Below are 16,344 nucleotides of genomic sequence, written 5' to 3'. Positions count from 1 at the left end.
GCCCTGTTTAGAATTTGCCGCGCTCGATCCGCGCAATGTCGGGATCGTCGCGTTCAGCGATGTAGTTGATGATCAGCTTCGGCGGCCCCTTCGGGTCCGGCGACGTGGTCTGATTGCCTTCGCGCTGCATCTGGTATTTGACGCCATCGGCGATCAGCCGGACCGCCCCCTTCTTCTCATCCTCGCCGGCGAACAGCACAATCGTATTGTCGCCAACGGGAATGCCGGAGCGGAGCGTGTCCTTCTTCCAGACAAAGCCTGCGAGATAGCGCTCAAGACGCGTGCCGGCAGTGATCATCGCATTGGGATCGACCGGCGGCGTGGAGGCGACCTCGCCCCAGACGACATTGACCTGAATGAGCTTCTTCCACTTGTTGCCGAAGATGTAGGCGACCCGTGCAGCGCCCGGACCAGGATCGAGCGACGGCACAGCGACGGTCAGGACATTCGTGCCCTCGATGCTGTTCACGCTGCTCGCGATGTCGGTCCCCTTGACATTGAATGCCTTCGTCACGATGGCCCGCACCTCCGCCTCCGTCATGCCGAAACGGGCATCGCGGAATCCGGTGACTTCATATTTCGGTGCTTCCTGCTGCGCCCGGGCCGGCAAAACATCGACCACGCCCGCGACAATCGCGGCAACGAGGATCAACCGTGCCATCGCGCGCTTGAGCGCATGCGAAGCGGAATCACAACGAATGGAAGTGCCGAAACGATCTCTCACCTGCTCAACTCCTAAGCGATCAATTGCATCGGTTGAGCGCAGAACCGCCCCGGGCTGCGCAAACGCGGCCGATGCCCATGATACCAGCGTCTTATTAGGGGCTGGATGCAATCAGTTTCGAACACCGTGTGAACGCTCGTTCACATCGGCCATCAACGACCGTTATGGTTGATGCATGCCCAAACTATCCATGCATATATGCGCCGCGTCGCTGCAGCCTGACGATGCCAGTCGTCGGATTGCGCATGACCGACGGATGCATGCGCACTGCACGTGGGAAGTTCTGGGGCTGTCTTGATGTCTATTCGTTCGACAAAGAAATCCTTGGCGTTGATCGCAATCGCCTTGGGATCGCCGTGCAGCGGCGCGCTCGCTCAATCCCCCGCTCCCGCACCAAGCCTCGTACAACCACCCACGATTGCCACGCCGCCCGCATCGACGCGTATTACCTTGCCGCAAATCGCCGCCGGCTCAACCGTGCCGGACGCCGCCAAAAAGCTGACTTTCATCCTAACCGGGATCGACATCGAAGGCGAATTTGATGAGATCGCCATAGCGAGAAAAGAAGCCGCGGCGACGCTGCTGGGAAGGTCCGTTACGGTCGCAGATCTGTTCGGCCTTGCCGACAAGTTGCAGCAAGCCTATGTGCGCGCAGGCTACCCGCTCGTGCGCGTCGTCATCCTGCCCCAGGAACTTGATCGGCGCGCACGTGTAAAGCTGCGCGTCATTGACGGCTATGTCGAGAAATTCGATACCAGCACCCTGTCCGGAACATCGGCTGCTCGCGTTGCAGCCGTGCTGGCGCCGTTGCTCAACAAGCGACGCCTCACGCAGAGCGAACTCGAACGGCAATTGCTGATTGCGGGCGATACACCGGGTCTCGTTCTCAATGCCACTTTTGCTTCCGGCTCGGCCGTCGGCAGCTCTGTTCTGGTGCTTAGCGGCCGGTACAGGCCAGTCTCGGCGAGCCTCTATCTCGACAATGGCATGCCCAAATCCTTTGGCGAGTGGCAGGCGGCAACGTATTTCTCGCTCAACAATCTGACGGGATTTGGCGAACAGATCTCGATCTCCATCGCCGGACTGCCCGACAATGATTTCGTGACGCCCTATCCTACGCGCCGCTATCTCGGTGCAAACCTCGCCGTCCCACTCGGTATCGACGGCTGGCGGTTCGAACTCGGCGTCACCGATGGTCGCACGACCCCGCGGGTTGATGCGATATTCGCATCACAGGGTGTTTTCCGGCAAGGGCGCGCAAAACTCGCCTACGATATTGTCAAACGCCGCGACACCGAACTGAGCTTCAATGCGCGATTTGATCTCACAGAGGAACAGGTCAGCACGCTGATTACGACACCGGCCACGCCGCTATCGCTTGACCGTACGCGCGTGCCACGCGTCGGCCTCGACGGCATCCTGCGACTACGCGAAAGCGGAACCACCCTCAGCTACACGGCAACCTATTCTCACGGCATCAATGCGCTTGGGGCCCGCTCCATAGCCGATGCAACGCCGTTGCTCCCACTTTCGCGGCAAGGCGCAGACGCCGAATTCAGCAAGCTCGACGGTCGCATCGACGTCATGCAAACGCTTCCCGAGAATCTGTTTCTCTCGGCAGGACTCGCAGGCCAGACATCATTCGGTCGCCCGATGCTCACATCCGAGCAGTTTCCGATCATTGGCACCAACATGCTGTCCGGCTTCGCCGCCGGCACGCTCGCCGGCGATACAGGCTGGGTGGGACGCGGAGAGTTCGGCTGGAGCACCCAGCTCCCGTTCATCGCCGAACCGCATGCAATCGTACCTTACGTCTTTGCAGCTACTGGCGAGCGCCGCTATGAAATGCCGACCGTATTGGAAATCCCCGTCATTCGCGCGAACAACTATGGTGGCGGTATGCGCTTCCAGCTCGCGCCGCAGGCACCCGACGCCCCGTCGCTGTCCGGCTTCGTGGAGCTGAGCGAACGACGCGCCAGCGCTTCCAGCCTCGACGGCTGGATGGTGTTCGCCGGCGGCTCGATCCGCTACTAGACTCCAGAGATGGCAACAACGGACAGATCACTTGCTTTCGGTCAGATGCCATTCCATTGATACGGCAGGAGCACAAGATGTCGGCGCCGGTCCCTTCATTTAACCGAGATTCGCAGCGCCGCGACCGGCTCCTGATCGTCGAGGACGACCCCGTGACGCGGGCCATGCTGGCCGGTTACTTCACCGATCACAACTTTGACGTCGCCGAAGCGGCAAATTGCGCTGAGTGCCGTCAGAAGATCAGGAAGAACGGCGCCGAGCTCGTTTTCATCGACGTTCAGCTTCCGGACGGCGATGGGTTCGAACTCGCGAGAGAGATCCAGAGCGTAAGCCAGGCCGGCATCATATTCGTCACGCGCCGCGATACCGAAGTTGATCGGATCCTTGGCCTCGAGGTGGCTGGCGATCACTACGTCACGAAGCCGATTAACCTGCGCGACCTGCTCGCGCGCGCTCGCTCGGTCCTCAGGCGCCGCGCGATCGAGCGTGACGCCGCGACCGCCGGCACCACGATCGTCTTCGGACGCTGGATCATCGATCTCGTGCGACGCGAACTGTCCACGCTCGGCGGCGAGCTGGTGCATCTCACGCGCGCCGAATTTGATCTGCTCGCAGCGCTGGTCGGCGCCGACGGCAGGCCGCTCAGCCGGGAGTATCTGATCGAAGTCGTCAGCAATCGGCAGACCGATGTCGATATACGTACCGTCGACGCCCTCGTTGCCAGACTCCGACGCAAACTCGCCAGCGGCAGCAACCAGCCCCTGATCACGACCGTGACGGGCATAGGTTACAAACTCATGCTCGAATCAAAGCGCTAGGCCTGTTCGGACTCTCGCAACCGTTCATTGAGCGCAGCGATAGATTCACGGCAGGTTGCCTCCAGCTGGACGGCAACAGTTTCAAGCGCATCTGCCGGCAATCGCGCCGCATCAGCCTCGATCCCGTTGCATTGGAAGAACAGACGTTCGAGACCGAGCGCACTGGCCGCACTGCCGATCCGATGCGCCAGGCGTTGCATGTGATGCCGATCCCCCATGCTGGCCGCTTCCACCATGCTCCGCGTCAGCGGAAGGCAGGTGTCAAGGAAGATGGTGCGCAGACCACGCAACCGGGGCACCCCTAGCAGTTCTTCCTGATCGTTAAAGAAATCGTCATCGATGAGAGAACCTGCGGTTAGCTCGGACGCACCAACCGGGGCGCCTGGCAGATCGTCGACACCCGCCTGCAAGGCTGATTGCAGCGCCTGTAGCGTGATCGGCTTGCCGACGCGCGCGCGGATGCCATTGGCAGTGAGCCGTCCCTGTGTGCGATCCGACAAGTCGGCTGTCAGTGCGATAATCCGTGGCGATCGATCAAGCTGCAGTTTCCGAATGAGCCTGGCCGTGGCAATGCCGTCCATCTCCGGCATATGCACATCCATGAGTACGACGTCGAAGGCACCTGAGCGAACGAGCTCCAGAGCCATGGCCCCACTCGATGCTACGACTGGCTCGTGACCGAGACGAACAAGGAGGGCATGCCCCACGTCGCGATTGACCGGATCGTCATCGACGAGCAGCACGGACAGCTTCGTCGCCGGAGGTCTCGTCTCGACAACGGCCGGCACCAGTTGCGCCCGATCGAGGGGAATGGACAGAGTAAACGTGCTTCCCTTGCCGAGTTCGCTGCGGACCGAGAGATTGCCGGCCATCAGCCGCGCCAACCGGCGGGAAATGGCGAGGCCAAGCCCCGTCCCGCCGAACCGACGCTCGATATCGCTGTCAGCCTGCACGAAGTCTTCGAAGATGCGCTCCTGAATATCCGGCGCGATTCCGATACCCGTATCCGTAACCGACAGATGGAGCATGCCGGGAGCATCCAGTGTATCGAATGCGAGATCGACCTGGACGCTACCTCGCGCGGTGAATTTGACAGCGTTGCCGAGTAAATTGAGCACCAATCGATTCAGCTTGATCGGGTCGCCGGCGACATCCGCGGCCACATCGCCTCGCATCGACAGGCTCAACGTCAATCCCTTCGCCTCCGCCTCCTCCCTCAACAGATCCAGATCTGCTTCGATCAGTTGATCCAGGCGAAAACTGCGGAATTCGAGCTTGTCGGCGCCTGCTTCGAGGCGGGCATAGTCGAGAATCGATTCGATCAGTGCGAGCAGGGTATCGCCCGAGACCTTGGCGGCCGTGAGCAACCGGATCTGACGCTCGTCCAGGCGGCTATTATCGAGCAATTGCAGCACGCCTATCACGCCGTTGAGTGGAGTCCGCAGTTCATGACTGACGACCGCGAGGAAGCGCGACTTGGTTTCATTGGCCAGTTCGGCCGCCTGTCGCGCGTGATGCGCTTCTGCCCGTTCCTCGATCGCTTGATCGCGCGCCTGCGCGAGCTCGGTCGTCCGCGCCACAACCCGTCCTTCAAGGGTCAGATATGACTCCCGCAGGCGCTCTGCCATCCGGTTGAACTGCTCACCCAAAGTCTGCAGTTCATCGCCCGTCCGAATGACGAGTTTCTGATCGAGATCGCCGCTTCCGATGCGTTCTGCACCTTCCGTCAACGCACGGATCGGATCGGCCATACGACGGCTGAGCAACAGCGCCGCGATAAACGCACAGAACAGCGAGACAAGCAGCAGCAGCGCCGAATTGAGCATCGACGCGTAGAGCGACGCATAGGCTTCGTGAGTTGGCAGTTCAACGAACACCTTCCAGCCGACCGGCGCGATGGATGTGTGAACCGAAAGAACGCGTTTTCCCGCCAGATCGGTGACGACGGAATCCGCATCGCTGCCTGCGCTTCCCGCGAGCGCGGACGCAACCTGCGAAAGCCCCGACAGGTCGGTGTTCTTGAGCACGAGGCGGAGATCGGGATGGGCAATCAGACGCCCCCTCGTATCGACGACGAAGGCATTGCCCTCATTGCCGACCTTGATCTGCGAGACGAGATCCCACATGAAGCGCAGATTGACATCGGCGATGATCACGCCGCCATCCGCGCCGCTCACGGCAACCGTGATATACGGCTCGGTCTCGCGGAAGAAGAAGATCGGCCCGTAATAGATGCCGCGTGCCTTCGCATCGACGAATGCGGGAGACTGCGAAAGGTCCGTATTGCTGCGGACCATGTCACGCACATAGCGCGACACGCGCAATTGCTCGCGACCTTGCGGATCGAGTTGGGCGATTTCGGAGATCGCCGGCGTCAGGCGCAGCAGGCGAATGCCGGTTATGCGCATTTCCTCCGGCGGAAGCATCTGCAGCGAGAGCTGGGATAACCAGACGAGCTGCCGCTCGATCTCCTTGAGGAACTGATCGATCTTGTCCGCCGCGGCGCTGGCCTGCTCGCGCTGCACAGCGATCAGCAGGCGCTGCTGCTCGCGATAGGAGAATATCGCGTCGATCACATTATTGGCGATCAGCGCCGCCGAAACGACCACCAGAAAGGACACGAGGTACTTGCGGAACAGACCGCCGCGCACCGGCGGTCGTGCATCGCGATCGGCGCCGATCACACTCATTCTATGATCTTGTCGGCGCGGGCCAGCAGCACCGGCGGCACCGTCAGGTTCAGTGACCTCGCGGTCTTGAGATTGATGATCAGCTGATAGGTGCGCGGCGATCGCACTGGCAGCTCCGCGGGCTTGGCGCCGCGCAAGATCAGGTCGATATATTCGACCATCGCCTCCACCAGCTCCGAGCGCTCCGACGCCGCCGATTCATACTTGAATCCATAGGAGACCAGGCCACCTTCACTCATGAAGAAGTGATAGGAATAGACCGCCGGGACCGCATTTGCCGCTACAGCGGATACGATCGCCTTGCGGTTGAGGACGGTGAACGCATCCGGCGTCACGACAAGTCCGCCGGCCGGTGCACCGCCGAGCCGGGCAATCTGCGCAGATATGTTGTCCGGATCCGAAATCGGAAGCGGGATGATGTCAACGCCGAAAGATGACGCCATCTCCCTCAACGGATCGAGATAGTAGTCGCCATTGCGCGGCGCGGAGAGCGGATTGAAGATCACACCGACGCGCTTGACGCGAGGTGCAAGCTCCAAAAGGATCTCCAGCCATTTGCTGCCCATCGATGGATGGCTGGTCGTGAAGCCCGTGGCATTTCCCCCAGGGCGCACCAGGCTCTGCACAAATCCGCTGCTGACCGGATCCGCGGCCGTCGAGAAGACGAGCGGAATGGTCTGGGTCTCGTTCAGAATGGCCTGCGCATCGAGCACACCACCCGTGATGATGAGATCCGGCGTCCGCGCCACGATCTGCTTGGCCATCGCCTTTCGTTGTACCGGATCGTTCAGACACGACAGCGCTTCATACTCGATCACACGCCCATCGACCCATCCAAGCTCGCCAAGCCGGGCCTTCATCGCTGCCAGGCGTGCAACGGTCATAGGCTCGTCATAGGCGGTGCTCAGTAGGAATGAGACGCGCCGCCGCTCGGGCGCCACCTGCGCGACCGCCAGACGCGGCAGGGCCAAGATCGCAGCAAACGCAAGAACACTTCGTCGATGGAGCGCGATAGTCTTCCGCATGAGGAATTTCCCAGCACAACAGCGAGACGTTCTACCGCGGGGAGCGGACGTCCCACTACTCGCTTTTCTCAAATATCCGAAATGGACGACCTGAGCGAGAACGGTCAAGCGCTCGCCGCCCGACGGGAGAGGGCCTAGACGGTCAAACTCGGCAAGCGTGCCGTGCGATTACGGGAATTACAGTGCTCGCTGGCTTTGCCAGCACCATCGGCTGGCCCGGGACCTTTGGTGCCCAGGGGCGGCTCCGCATTGCAAAGCTATAATATTGACAAGACACATGATTTTTTAGGTTGATCCGAGACGCTACCAACGTCGATACCAACAATTTGCGAATGTTGACTGAGTTTTGCCGGGACAACGAATGCCCGGCCGCCAGCGGGCGGATATCGTCGACTGGCTTCGGTAGGATAGCATACTTCGCAGCTTCGGACACGACGGGCCTGTGAACATTGCCCGATATCTTGATCAACTAATACCCATCCTGGCCGAGCACCCGCGACGCTGATTTAAAATAGGCGAGAATCGACCTCTACAAATTTGGCTCTGCCGCGCGAACGAAATCCGTAGCGCCTATACCCACGCCGTCGAATTCTGGCAGGAGCGTGTTCGGATGATGCGTTTTTGGGCCGACGCGCTTGACCCGTTGAGGGAGAACGGTCGCGTCCTCAGAGTGAGAGTGTGAAGGAAAACACGACCGAAATGTAGCCGCGCCACTTAAGTAGCCTCATCACGTCGACATGTTCGCTTTAAGAAGCGACAGAAGTGATTGTACTGCCACAAGTCGCCGACGTCCGACCGTTGTGGTCGCGAGATGTCCCGCTCCTATCAGTTCGTAAAGCTTCGTGCGTCCCAAACCGGTCGCCTCACATGCTTCGTCGATCGTACAGGTGAACCGCTGGGAGAATGCAATCGTCTGCGGTTCAGCAGATTTTGGAAGGCATGGAGTAGCCTGTGACTGCTGTCCTCCGTTCTTCTCCCGACGTCTGTATCTCACGAAGCCTCCCAATCGCAAAGCGTTCGACGGCGAGAGTTGACCGCGCGACGAGCAACGTCAATGCGAGCAACCGAGGGCCCTCGCGTACAACAGCGTACTTCGACGGACTTTTCGAGCATATCCGGACATCAACGGCGGTGAGGAGAATTTTCACTGACCGCATCAGCCACAACAACGAGTCGCGGCGGGCATGGTGGCTGTCATGCTTGCTTACCGAGATCTATGCTATCTCACAGCCACCTGTGAAGTTGCGGAGGGCTAGTTGTGACCGATACGGTGCAGGGGGCAAACTAAACCTATCGTCGGCAACATCGTGCTTAGCCATAGTCGCAGAACCCGGCAGTTTTCGGTTGGCTCAATGCGCCTCAATTGTGCGATGTAATTTGACGCCTCTGGAGCGACGACCGGTCCCGGAGCGCCTCGTCGTCCTCCCTGAGCTTCTGTGTGAGGTCTGGAATCCCTTCACGATGCAGTCTATGCCGAGACGCCATTGTCGAGCAGGCTTTTCTCACCCTTCGGCATGAGCTGATAAAGGTCGCCGTCCTTCTGGACATAGCCGTCCAGCACCAACTCTTCAGCCTTCGCTGTATCGTCAAAAGCAAAGGCGTTATCGATTTCCCGCAGAACCATTAGTTGATCGTCTGTAAGCATGGGAACCTCCATTTCCCTAGCAACTACGGAACGCGCAGCTTGTTTCTATTTGCGATGTCATGCTGAAGACCTTGTGGCTTCCGCCTCTAACGCGCGCTGTCGTTTGCGCGTCTCTCGCGTTGTGGGCAAAGAGATCCCCAATCGATTCGCCTGACGTCTGACGGCCTGCACATTACGTTTCGTGGCCGCAGCAATTTTGATCGGCGATGCACCCGCTTCAGCCATGGCTTTAAGTTTTTCACTTTCTTCGGCCGACCAAGGCCGGATTAGCGGCATCATCACTCATACTCCACCAACCGAAGCGGCGTCCTCGTAGGCTGCAATCGCCTGGTTCGACAGCAGCAGAGGCCTGACGACCCCCTGCCCGATCTGGTACGCGACGTACTTCCCGATAAATTCAAACGCTTCTTGCGGATCGCGCAAGCGGCCAACCCCCGCCAGGTAATCCAGTGCGATCTTTACAGATTGCTCGTGCAGGGATTCCGTTGACTGGCTCAGGCTGCCAACTCCTTGCGAACGGCGGCGGCTGAGTTGCCGACCTTGTCGACCGTCTTCTGCAGCTTGTCTTTGTCCACGCCGAGCTCCTTGGTCCAATACTTGACCTCATGCGCCTCGTGCATGTTGATCTTGCTACGATCGGGTTGCCCCCTGTTCTTCAGATCGTCCATGGCATCCTCCAGTGTTTGATGCCTAAAGAAACGCATTTCTGACTTCCTTGTTCCGGCGCGGCAGTGTGGCGGCCGCCGCAGTAGGTCGGAAAGTCGAACTACCTTTTGCTATTCGCCGCGCCTCTTCGCGGTACTTATGCCGGCCTTCTAAAGGGACGAGGTGTCTCTTTGCCGCTTGATCTGCACGAATGAACTTTGGGTTGAGTGGCGGGTTGAGAAGTATGCCCAAGCGCACGCGGACATCGGCCCCTATGGGGCTTCAACCTTCCCAGTCGGAATCCTGCTCGCAGATGATGCCGGCAATGCCGATGGCCGGAAATTCGAAGACCGGCCCATTTCGTCCTATCAAGAAATCGGCGAGCGACAAGGAGCGTGCTCACTCTGCGAAAGCGACGCTCCGTAAATCATTGCAGAAGCAGCGAGCTATGCAGCGCGCCTAGCTGTTGCGCTGAAGATCGTTCTGCCGAAGGAACGAGAGGCCATGCACCGTAAGGCGGTGATGATCGGTCTCCCCCTCACTGTGCAGTTGGTCAAGATGCTGGGAAAGCTGGGCGCGGACGCCAGGTGCTTCCGAATGTCCTGAGAGGGCGCCATAAATATCGATGGCGCGGTCGACGGCCGGGATGTTCATGGCGAGCTTTCTGATGGCCACAGCCACCCGTTCACCGCCGCCATGTGCGACAGCTGTCGAAGTCAAGTCCCGCTACTTCCGATCGTTCCGAAGTTTCTCAGTTCTCAGTCGGAGCCAGGTGATCTCACCGGATGATGGATAGAGTTGGCATTCAGCCAGTCCTCGTTGGCTGCAGCTGAGATCCAGTAGTGTGCCATCTGTAAAAGCCGGAGAGCTTCAGCTTGGTCCGTAGCTTCTTTTGCTTGTCTCGCTGCATCGGATGCCATCAACCGAAACGACGTACCTTGGCGCATTTTCGCTCTCCATGTCAGCGAAAACATAAGCCACTGTTGCGCTAAAGGTTTCTTCGACGGGTGGGAGGACTTACGTAGTCCGGCTCCAGTGACGGAGCCGGACATTTAGCCTTAGAGATCTTGCTCTGCTTCGACGTTGACGACAGATTTGGCCAGCGCGGTCAACGCAACGTCGGTGGCCTTCTCTTCCTTCAACGTGGCATCGAGAAGCGAGACAGCTTCAGGCATCCCCAGCTCCTTCGCCCAGGTCGCCAGCGTGCCGTAGCGGGAGATCTCATAGTGCTCCACCGCCTGCGCCGCGGCAGCAAGACCGGCATCGAGAGCGGGCATGCCCTTGTATTCGGTCATGATCTCTGCGCCTTCCTTGGTAATGCCCATGATGGCCTCACACTTCTTGGCGGTCGGCTTCTTGCCGAATATCTTGAACACGCCTTCGAGCCGCTTGATCTGACCAACGGTCTCCTTCTGATGCTTCAGAAAGGCGGCCTTGAGTTCTTTCGATTGTGCGGCTTTTGCCATCTTCGGCAGCGTGGCGAGAATCTTCTTCTCGGCGAAATAGACATCCTTGAGCGTGTCATGGAAAAGGTCGGCAAGAAGCTTTGGCTTTTTGGCCATGGGAAATTTCCTCCAGTAGCCCCGGTGAGCTGGGGCGGCTTATCACGCCAGCCCAACCGACCGCTGGAACTTAAGTTCCGATGAGGAGCTGCGCTCTTCTTTCCAAAACGCGATGGCCTCTGTTCAGTTGCCCTCTATAGCGCCCAACGAAAAAGGCCCCCGGGAGGGAGCCTTTTGTTTTGAAGAGCAACGCGTTCAGCGATGGCCGTGGTGCATTCCACGATGCATGTGACCATGACCGCGCTTCACGATAACAACCTTGTTGGCACGATGACCGCGATGGTAGCCGCCGTGATGGCCGCCGCCATGCCGAACCACTACGGTCTGAGCATCAGCCTGTGAAGTAGCGGCAGGAACAGCGATGCCGATGGTAGCGAAGGCAGCGATAGCCAAAAGAACTTTGCGCATTATCTTCTCCTTTGAATGAGCGGAGATTGAATGCGCGACTATAGGGGCCGTTCCGTCGTCTCAGGATAAATTTCCTGAATGATTGTTCAGGAAACGCCGTCAAACCTGCTCTTGCCTGCGCCGTAGCGTCTCCACTGCCCCCATCCCCGCGGACACCATGCCGCCGAATGTGCGCTCACCCGCATTCACGCGCTTCAGTATTTTCTTGGCGACGAAACAGCGGTTCTTGTGGCTGTCCAACTCGCGCGGCAAGACCTCGCACGCTTTGGTAAGGGCTATCTCCATCTCAAGAATTGTTTGCTTGTCGACCATCTGCGCGACCAATGGCGGTGCGCTGGCGACTGGCCGTCCGGCAATTCCATCTTCCATCAACATGACGACCTCCCTTGTTTTCTCCTATATCGTGCATTTGGTGTTTTAGTTCCTTCAATGGGAGCTGCGGTGCTTACGGCAGCTACCGAAATGGGCAACCCGCTGTGACGCGCCGCGCTGCAGCGCACCATCAATTCATTCTGGACCCTGCGATCTACCGTCGCTACGCTTTGCACAAGTTCGCCTCAAAATGCGAGCGTTGACGATAGAGATTACAGGGAGAGACCATTGAACGTGCTTCAGAAGACCAATCGGAATACCCCAGATGAAGCCACGATTATCGCGTGGGGGCTTTTTTGCTTCATCTTGGTATCGGCCATCACCATGATTGGTCTCTACGTTGGTTTTCGGAATTAGATAGTGAAAGCCCGCGCGGACGATCCGGCGAGCTTCTAATTTTTCAACCTCTGCCGGCGACGGTCCCACCAGATGAAATACTGGAGAGACGATTTCGAGCTCGACTGGACGCTCCGCGATATCGGTGGCGGCCGGCTGAAGCTGTCCCCGATCACGGAACACCAACTCAGCGAACTCCTGGAGATGGGCCTCGTCGAAATCGTGGACGACCAGGTCAAACTCACGGAGGCCGGAAATCGGAAGATCCAGTGAAGCCTTCCTACCGAAGGACGATCTTCTGGTGTTCTGATTTGGCTCGCACAGAACAAGGGAGCTTGCGATGAACATTCTCCACGCTCACTTGGCCTCGATTGGGCTCGTATTGCCGCCCTGGAGTCTCGAACACCTACCAACGGCTTCCCTCGTTCGCGGGCCTTGTTTGCACCGCTGTCGCCGGCCGCCCGAGGGCGGCAGCGGCTCGCAACACTGCGCCGCTGTCGGCAAGGCTGATCAATCGAGCAATGACTTCTGGAGTCCAGGTCCTGTTAATCGGCGTCTTGCCATGGCTCCACTAGTGGATCTTCTGGTATCCCGTCTCGGTGAGCTTCACTTGATCGTTCACTACCTCACGAGGCCCATCTCCAATAGCTCGCTCAGTTGGTCTTCCGTGATCGGTGACAGCTTCAGCCTGCCGCCGTGGATGTCGCGGAGCGTCCAGTCGAGCTCGAAATCGTCCTTCCAGTTTCTCAAAGAACTCTCGCTTCAAGGGATGGCTACCCTGCAGCGTGGAGACATTGTTATCGGTTATTGCGGCAGTCGACTTAGCACATCGGTTGGTATCGGGGTGAGGTTGTGGTGCGGTAAAAACTCGCGCGTGTGGCGAAACGGTGACAGCTTCGAGATGCGCGTGCACATAGGATTGTGATCACCGAACTTTCACAGGGGAGTCCGCATGAAACAGATTCTGATGGCCGCTGTCATTCTAACCTTGGGCGCAGCTTCGGCTTCTGCCGCCGATCTGGCAGCTCGTCCCTACACTAAAGCCCCGCCCGCTCCGATTCCGGTAGGCTACAACTGGTCGGGCTTCTATCTCGGTGTCATGGGTGGTTACGGCTGGTCGGATCGCGTCAACGTCGGCGGTGTCACGACCACGAGCAGCGACCTGCAGGGCGGCTTCGGCGGCGGCACTATAGGCTATAACTGGCAGACGCCCGGTAGCATTTGGGTCTGGGGTCTTGAAGCAGACGCGGCAGCGTCAGACATCTCATATAGCCAGACCGGCTTGTTCGGCATTTTTCCGGTCACGCTTGAGGATAAGATTCGTTCATTCGGGAGTGTCACCGGTCGCGTCGGTGTGACGTCAGGCGCAGCGCTGTTCTACGCCAAGGGCGGTTACGCATGGGCCGATAATCGCTTTTCGATCGCCGGCCTGGGCGGCAGCTTCAGCGAGAGCAAAGTGCTGTCGGGCTGGACCGTCGGCGCTGGCGTGGAATACATGTTCGCCCCCAACTGGTCGCTCAAGGGTGAGTACATGTACGCCGACTATGGCAGCGAACGTTATCTGACTGCATTTGCTGCGGGCGGTCTGGAGCTTGGTGCCACCACCCACACTGTGAAGGGCGGCATCAACCATCACTTCAACTGGGGCGGCTCAAACTTCTAAGTCCGAACACTGAATTCAACAGACCGGGGCCCGGCGAAAGCCGGGCCTTTTCCCTGCCTACGCATAATCTCCGCCAATGCCGGGAAGGCGTTACCGGGATTTGGTCAGAGGCTAGTGTCGGTCAGACCGCGACGACCGCCAAGATGCTAAGAACCGTGATCGCGTTGTGCAGCCTCTCTACAAACTCGACAGCGGTCTTGAGATTGGCATAGGTGCCGCCATTGTGCTGTTCGTTGACATTCGCGATGTCAGAACGGCTCGCGTCGCAGATGCAAGTAGCGAGGATTGAACTCGCCGCAGTCCGCCAGACCCGCCCAATTTCTGATGGTGAGAGACCCGCTCTTGAAGTCGGCAAGATCGGTGTCTCGAAGGTTGGCCAAAGCGCGGTTTACGGTAGCTAGCGACAGCCCGAGAGCCTCTCCCAGCTGATTAAGACCTATCGGCAGAATACACGTATCGTCACGCGTCAAGCCGGAAGCCCGCGATCGGTAGAAGAGTTCGCAGAAGAGATGAGCCATGCGGGCAGGGGCGGACCGCGCGCTATTGTTCGTGATCGCTTCACGGAAGATGGCTGCGTCGATCAGGGTTTCACGCCAGATTGCAGCGCCAACCTTTGGTCTACTATCGAATAACTTCATCAAGTCCCGATGCGGGACCGAGGCGACGACGGCCTTGCCGATCGCGCAGACGGCATGATCCATCACCTCGATGAAAAGACACTGTGAATCCGGCATGTCGCCAGCGAGATGAAAGGACAAATACTGGCGTGCGCCGTTCGGCAGGAGATGATAGCGAGCCAGCATTCCTTCGACGACGATTGCGGACACCTTGGGTCGATCGCCTTGCCGAATGAAGTCCTCATGACTATCCAATTCGCGGACAGAGCACGGCAGCCGGCGGATCTCCAAAAGGTCCTCTTGGCTCAGGTGCGAGTGCTCTTTCAGTTTGTTTATGAGGACGACTAGAGGGTCGATTGTAGCCTCCTACGCGGCTGAACCTGTTCGGCTGCGCTCAGCATCCTAGTCATCTTGACGGTGGCTTCAACTCGCTCGAAAGCCAACCCTTGCTGCGCTCCATCGGATCGACCTCGCACCTCGCGCATCTAAACTCCGAATCTCCCTTTTCAGATGACGTCATCTTGCGATTGCACTTTGGGCATTTCGGCGCTGAAGACCCAATAACTGTCATTGGGTTTGCTCGCGAGCGCTGATCTCTCGCCGAACTTCTCGAACACTTGCGAAATGCAGGCCAAGTTCACGAGCACGTTTTTTGACGGAAGCCATTGGTCGCTTCATAGCCGCACATGCTCGTAGGAGCGTAGCCCCCTCTGCATGCAACTGTTTGAGCTTCTCCAAGTCCGCATCTTGCCATGCGCGGGTTATCAGCTGACGCTCATTCATGTCGGTTCCTCCAACGGCTCCTCGGGATGGAACCACAAGCCAGGAGGTCACATCGTCTCATTTGAGACGAATTACCGAGAGCGGATCTCAATGTTTTTTGCGGTGCACCTTCGCCGTTTTGCCACCCGGATCCTTGCCACCCACGGCGTCGTCTCCACCATGCTGGCGATGTAATCGCGTCTGGTGCCTTCCATGTCAGACTTCCGAAGTGTCCTCGACCGAGGCTCAACGCGCAAGTTGAGGCAGCAGAAGCCTGCGATCGAAGATTAACGTCCTTGGGAGCTGGGCAAGTGCGCGTCGGGCCTGACCGGCTTGTCGATACTGGAGGGTGTTGTCTGGTTGCTCGAACAGCAACGTTAGGGAACATAGCGCTTAAAGCCTGGCGGGTAGGTCGCTCTACCGCCGGGCCGACCGAAGCGAGGCTTCTGGGGTCAAGATTCGGTCGCTGTCATCCTGCGTTAACTGCGACCGCAAATCCATCAGCCGTTAGATTGAGGCAACTCGCTCAATCCTGTTCTCGAAAAGTGAACGTGGAACAACTTTGGAGCGAAGTACGTTCTGATTACCAACTCTGACGTCCATACCAGTCGTCGACTTCCTTCGTGGTCTGGTCCTTGGCGTAGCCATAACGCTCTTGAAGACGACCCTCGAGTTGCTCCCGTTTGCCGTTGATGACGTCGAGGTCATCGTCAGTGAGCTTGCCCCACTGCTCCTTGACCTTGCCCTTCATCTGTTTCCAATTTCCTTCGACCCTGTTCCAATCCATTTTTTCTCTCCCTTGTTAGTGGGATGAACGTCGTGATCAGGTCTTTGTTTCCCGTGCGACACTAAGACAGCGCCCGGCAGTCTGAGAAGCGCCCCGAAAATTTTTAGCGTCACCCCTTGACCGAAAGCAGCGAAAATCTACATCGATAATCGCCTTTAAACGAAAGGAGTTAGGAGGCCCAGCATGACAAGCGCTGCCATGTCGATGAATGAAATCCACGCAAATTCTCTACTCGCCAGCACCTTCTCGCACCCGC

At 58.5% G+C, this 16,344-nt stretch carries 19 protein-coding genes; 5 read left to right on the top strand and 14 right to left on the bottom strand.

Annotated elements, in window-relative coordinates; translation table 11 throughout:
* Positions 1-7: 7 nt before the first annotated feature.
* Positions 8-661: a hypothetical protein gene (locus AB8A23_RS12415; protein ID WP_439059585.1), complete on the bottom strand. Its 654-nt coding sequence runs from the start codon at positions 659-661 to the stop codon at positions 8-10.
* Between the two features lie 513 nt (positions 662-1,174).
* On the opposite strand from AB8A23_RS12415, the gene AB8A23_RS12410 reads away from it, so the two are divergent.
* The gene (locus AB8A23_RS12410) at positions 1,175-2,758 is read left to right on the top strand and encodes a ShlB/FhaC/HecB family hemolysin secretion/activation protein (protein ID WP_439059586.1); all 1,584 of its coding nucleotides are present in this window, start codon (positions 1,175-1,177) and stop codon (positions 2,756-2,758) included.
* Between the two features lie 77 nt (positions 2,759-2,835).
* The gene (locus tag AB8A23_RS12405; protein ID WP_093756926.1) at positions 2,836-3,576 is read left to right on the top strand and encodes a response regulator transcription factor; all 741 of its coding nucleotides are present in this window, start codon (positions 2,836-2,838) and stop codon (positions 3,574-3,576) included.
* On the opposite strand, the gene AB8A23_RS12400 is transcribed toward AB8A23_RS12405, so the two are convergent.
* The 10 genes from AB8A23_RS12400 to AB8A23_RS12355 form a co-directional block, all read right to left on the bottom strand.
* Positions 3,573-6,266 (bottom strand): ATP-binding protein, encoded by a 2,694-nt coding sequence (locus AB8A23_RS12400; RefSeq protein WP_439059587.1) that lies wholly within the window; start codon positions 6,264-6,266, stop codon positions 3,573-3,575. The two genes, AB8A23_RS12405 and AB8A23_RS12400, sit on opposite strands and share 4 nt — an antisense overlap.
* The gene (locus tag AB8A23_RS12395; protein WP_439059588.1) at positions 6,263-7,291 is read right to left on the bottom strand and encodes an ABC transporter substrate-binding protein; all 1,029 of its coding nucleotides are present in this window, start codon (positions 7,289-7,291) and stop codon (positions 6,263-6,265) included. The genes AB8A23_RS12400 and AB8A23_RS12395 overlap by 4 nt, the downstream gene beginning before the upstream one ends.
* Positions 7,292-8,018: 727 nt before the next feature.
* Complete coding sequence (locus tag AB8A23_RS12390; protein WP_439059589.1) at positions 8,019-8,285, bottom strand: helix-turn-helix domain-containing protein; 267 nt, start codon at positions 8,283-8,285, stop codon at positions 8,019-8,021.
* 474 nt (positions 8,286-8,759) lie between these two features.
* Positions 8,760-8,936 carry a hypothetical protein gene (locus AB8A23_RS12385; protein ID WP_439059590.1) on the bottom strand — a complete coding sequence of 59 codons (177 nt, stop codon included), beginning with the start codon at positions 8,934-8,936 and terminating at the stop codon, positions 8,760-8,762.
* A 57-nt stretch (positions 8,937-8,993) separates the two neighbouring features.
* On the bottom strand, positions 8,994-9,215 hold the full coding sequence (locus AB8A23_RS12380) for a hypothetical protein (protein WP_439059591.1): 222 nt from the start codon (positions 9,213-9,215) through the stop codon (positions 8,994-8,996).
* Positions 9,216-9,430: 215 nt separating this feature from the next.
* Positions 9,431-9,604 carry a DUF3606 domain-containing protein gene (locus AB8A23_RS12375; RefSeq protein WP_089267567.1) on the bottom strand — a complete coding sequence of 58 codons (174 nt, stop codon included), beginning with the start codon at positions 9,602-9,604 and terminating at the stop codon, positions 9,431-9,433.
* A gap of 436 nt (positions 9,605-10,040) precedes the next feature.
* The gene (locus tag AB8A23_RS12370) at positions 10,041-10,301 is read right to left on the bottom strand and encodes a hypothetical protein (RefSeq protein ID WP_175365841.1); all 261 of its coding nucleotides are present in this window, start codon (positions 10,299-10,301) and stop codon (positions 10,041-10,043) included.
* Positions 10,302-10,639: 338 nt separating this feature from the next.
* Positions 10,640-11,143: a YciE/YciF ferroxidase family protein gene (locus AB8A23_RS12365; protein WP_120293195.1), complete on the bottom strand. Its 504-nt coding sequence runs from the start codon at positions 11,141-11,143 to the stop codon at positions 10,640-10,642.
* Between the two features lie 195 nt (positions 11,144-11,338).
* Positions 11,339-11,551 (bottom strand): hypothetical protein, encoded by a 213-nt coding sequence (locus AB8A23_RS12360; protein ID WP_439059592.1) that lies wholly within the window; start codon positions 11,549-11,551, stop codon positions 11,339-11,341.
* Positions 11,552-11,650: 99 nt separating this feature from the next.
* Entirely contained in the window at positions 11,651-11,926 is a 276-nt protein-coding gene (locus AB8A23_RS12355) for a hypothetical protein (protein WP_439059593.1), read from the bottom strand.
* 426 nt (positions 11,927-12,352) lie between these two features.
* Here AB8A23_RS12355 and AB8A23_RS12350 point away from each other — a divergent pair, with 426 nt between their 5' ends.
* Positions 12,353-12,532, top strand: a complete 180-nt coding sequence (locus AB8A23_RS12350) for a hypothetical protein (protein WP_439059594.1) — start codon at positions 12,353-12,355, stop codon at positions 12,530-12,532.
* 348 nt (positions 12,533-12,880) lie between these two features.
* Here the strand turns inward: AB8A23_RS12350 and AB8A23_RS12345 are convergent, their stop codons facing one another.
* Positions 12,881-13,009: a hypothetical protein gene (locus tag AB8A23_RS12345; RefSeq protein WP_276511282.1), complete on the bottom strand. Its 129-nt coding sequence runs from the start codon at positions 13,007-13,009 to the stop codon at positions 12,881-12,883.
* Positions 13,010-13,211: 202 nt separating this feature from the next.
* On the opposite strand from AB8A23_RS12345, the gene AB8A23_RS12340 reads away from it, so the two are divergent.
* Entirely contained in the window at positions 13,212-13,922 is a 711-nt protein-coding gene (locus AB8A23_RS12340; RefSeq protein ID WP_439059595.1) for an outer membrane protein, read from the top strand.
* A 248-nt stretch (positions 13,923-14,170) separates the two neighbouring features.
* Here the strand turns inward: AB8A23_RS12340 and AB8A23_RS12335 are convergent, their stop codons facing one another.
* Positions 14,171-14,848: a Crp/Fnr family transcriptional regulator gene (locus AB8A23_RS12335; protein ID WP_309948674.1), complete on the bottom strand. Its 678-nt coding sequence runs from the start codon at positions 14,846-14,848 to the stop codon at positions 14,171-14,173.
* A 405-nt stretch (positions 14,849-15,253) separates the two neighbouring features.
* Here AB8A23_RS12335 and AB8A23_RS12330 point away from each other — a divergent pair, with 405 nt between their 5' ends.
* The gene (locus AB8A23_RS12330; RefSeq protein WP_439059596.1) at positions 15,254-15,496 is read left to right on the top strand and encodes a hypothetical protein; all 243 of its coding nucleotides are present in this window, start codon (positions 15,254-15,256) and stop codon (positions 15,494-15,496) included.
* 388 nt (positions 15,497-15,884) lie between these two features.
* On the opposite strand, the gene AB8A23_RS12325 is transcribed toward AB8A23_RS12330, so the two are convergent.
* Complete coding sequence (locus tag AB8A23_RS12325) at positions 15,885-16,088, bottom strand: CsbD family protein (RefSeq protein ID WP_068738686.1); 204 nt, start codon at positions 16,086-16,088, stop codon at positions 15,885-15,887.
* Positions 16,089-16,344 lie beyond the last annotated feature (256 nt).

Source organism: Tardiphaga sp. 619_E2_N8_4, from assembly GCF_051810905.1.
In the GTDB taxonomy this organism is placed as follows: domain Bacteria; phylum Pseudomonadota; class Alphaproteobacteria; order Rhizobiales; family Xanthobacteraceae; genus Tardiphaga; species Tardiphaga robiniae.
The sequence above is the reverse complement of the archived record's forward strand: the minus strand, read 5'-3'. Positions and strand labels throughout refer to the sequence as shown.